Annotated in this window: 3 protein-coding genes and 1 pseudogene; all 4 read right to left on the reverse strand. The window is 67.9% G+C overall.

The annotated features are described in order from the left end of the window. Positions 1-124: 124 nt before the first annotated feature. Positions 125-475 (reverse strand): type I-E CRISPR-associated endoribonuclease Cas2e, encoded by a 351-nt coding sequence (gene cas2e, locus ACTWQE_RS33935; RefSeq protein WP_443332941.1) that lies wholly within the window; start codon positions 473-475, stop codon positions 125-127. Then, complete coding sequence (gene cas1e / locus ACTWQE_RS33940) at positions 472-1,431, reverse strand: type I-E CRISPR-associated endonuclease Cas1e (RefSeq protein ID WP_443332942.1); 960 nt, start codon at positions 1,429-1,431, stop codon at positions 472-474. Before cas1e ends, cas2e begins: the two co-directional genes overlap by 4 nt. Positions 1,432-1,435: 4 nt before the next feature. Continuing rightward, entirely contained in the window at positions 1,436-2,188 is a 753-nt protein-coding gene (gene cas6e, locus ACTWQE_RS33945) for a type I-E CRISPR-associated protein Cas6/Cse3/CasE (RefSeq protein ID WP_443332943.1), read from the reverse strand. Continuing rightward, a pseudogene (locus ACTWQE_RS33950) lies at positions 2,188-2,411 on the reverse strand (type I-E CRISPR-associated protein Cas5/CasD); the annotation flags it as partial. The gene cas6e and the pseudogene ACTWQE_RS33950, both read right to left, overlap by 1 nt.

Consider the following 2,411-nt stretch of genomic DNA (forward strand, 5'->3'; position numbering starts at 1 on the left):
GGGACCATCCCCGCATGCGCGGGGAGCAGACTTCGCGACCTGGGGCTTTATCGCGGGACAGCACGGGTTTCGAGCACTATCGTCGAATCCGGCAAGAGGCATGAAGAGAGCATTTAGGGAAGTATCACCGACTGCCGAAGCGGCGGCGCTTGGATACTTTGCTCCAGCCGGGTTTTGGCCCGCTGGTCATCGGCGGCGCTTCGGAATTCGGACGGCGGATCAAGGTAAGGCCTTCGTGATCGACCGGATGCCAAGCGTGGTCGTGGGTGCGAAAGGTGAAGCCCTGCTCGTTGTCCGTGGTGTGTGCGAGTAACGCGCGGCCCTGACCCGCGTATTGCTGCACCTCGTGCCATAGGGCGTCGCGGATTCTGGCCGACGGGTTGCCGATGAAGACGCCCGCGGAGATCTCCATCAACCAGCGCGTGAGGAAGCCCCTCAGCCCGGCCGGGCAGTTGGTGAGGACAATGACGGTCACCAGCTCGTCTCCTCATGCCCGTAGTTACGTCCAGCGGCGGCATCGAGACCGCTGTCAGTCTGGAGCGTGACGCGGTCTTCCTCGTCCGTCGGGCCGCTGCTTGCTTCCGCAGCGGCTGGCAGCAGAAGGCGCTTGATGTCCTGGACGCAGCGGTCCAGCAGCCCCGTCTGGTTGATGTGGTCGCGCAGAGCGCGTCGGGTGCGCGGGCCAACATCCTCATCACCTTCGGCCGCTACGTCGAAAGCCAGTGGGATGCCGATGTCGGTCTTGTAGAGGTCGGCGATGTCCAGGACGAAGGACAGCTCGTGGCCAGAGTGGATGAAGCCGCGACCAGGGCTACATCCAAGGGCGATTACCACGGCGTGGGTGATGCCGTACATGCACTGGGCGGCTGCTGTGATGGCCTGGTTGACCGCGTCGCCGCTGGTGAAGTCGCCAGGAGTGAACTGCCTGCCCCGCCATGGAACGTTGGTACGCGACGCCTGGGCACGGTAGCAGTCCTTGACGCGGCGGCCTTCCCGGCCGAGGAGTTCGTGGCGGGTGAGCCCGTCAGGGTCATCGTCTGGGAACCGCAGCCGGTACATGGCGCGCGCCACAGCCAGGCGAGAGCGCCGGTTGGCCCATTGGGTGGCTTGCGCCTCGACGAGGGTGGATGAGCGTGTAAGGGCTCGACCGCCCGCGTAGTAGCGCACGCCGTGCTCGCCCACCCAGGCGACTGCTGCTCCGGTCTCGCCGAGGACGCTCATGGCCTGGTGGGTGATGCGCGTGCCTGGGCCGAGGAGAAGGGTTCCGATGGTGGCCGAGGGGATGTGGGTGGTGCCGTCGGCGTCTTCGGCGGTGATGGCGTTGGCGTCCCGGTGCACGGTGCACCGCTCGAGGTAGACGAAGGAGAGGCGTTCGCTGGTTCGGGTGAGCTGCCGCGGGGTGAGTGCGGCGCGCTTGCCGACCGTTGTCATCGGCTCACTGGGCCGGGGCGAGGGTCATCAGTCCACAACCGTAGGCCTTGGCCCGGCCCAGGCCCTGGGTGAGCGTGCGTCGCAGGGCCTCTGGGTCGGTGATTTCGAGGCGCCCGTCGAAGGTGACGGTCACCAGACTCACTCCGCGCCGCTTCGAGGCGTTGTCGCGGGACTTGCTGAAGGACAGGGCGCGCTGGTCCCGCACGGTCAGTTGGTGCCGGTCGCCGTGGAAGTCGTATCCCTTGTGCGTCGTCCCGCCGGGCAGGAGTCGCTTCTCGGCGGGCTTCTCCGCGATGCGGAACCCGGAGCGTTCCTGACGCTCGAGCAGCCATCCCATCTGGTGGTGGGGAGTGAGGTGTGCGGTGCGCTTGGTTGGCTCACCGTCCTTGCGTCGGATGTGGTGGACCGGGTTGGCGGTGAGCCGGAACGCCCAGGTCGTGCCCTTGCTGAGGCGGTCCAGGAACGGCGCGTACGGGCGGGTCTGCCAGCCGGGGGTGTCCGGGTCGCAGGCGGCCACCGGCCAGCCCGCCTGTTCAACAAGATGGGTCAGGTCGGGCCGGGTGGGGCTGACGATGTACAGGAAGACCTCGGCCCGGGCGTTGTGGTCGAGGCGCCACAGCACCCTGGGCGTATCGGAGGCGGTCGGTAGCAGGCCGGGGAAGGCCGACATGACGGCCGCGTGCAGTGATTGGGGGGAGGAGAGCAGTCGGCGGGCTCCCGGGCGCGCGGTGTTCACGCGGAAACGGGTGAGGTACATCAGGCGCCTTCTTCTTCCAGGGAACGGAACGGATCGTGCGGCGGCACGAGGTGTGCGGCCGCACGCGTGGCCCGGGGGTTGGGCACCGTCACCGTCGTGCTGACCACGGTGCGCAGGGCGTGCCGGCGGTGTTCGGCGGCGAAGCTGAGCGGCTGGTCCCGCAGTACGTCCCCGCCGCGTTCGCCGGGTGCGGCTTCCACCTGGAGGACCAAGGGCACCTGGT

The sequence above is a fragment of the Streptomyces sp. 8N706 genome, assembly GCF_052245415.1.
Lineage (GTDB): Bacteria > Actinomycetota > Actinomycetes > Streptomycetales > Streptomycetaceae > Streptomyces.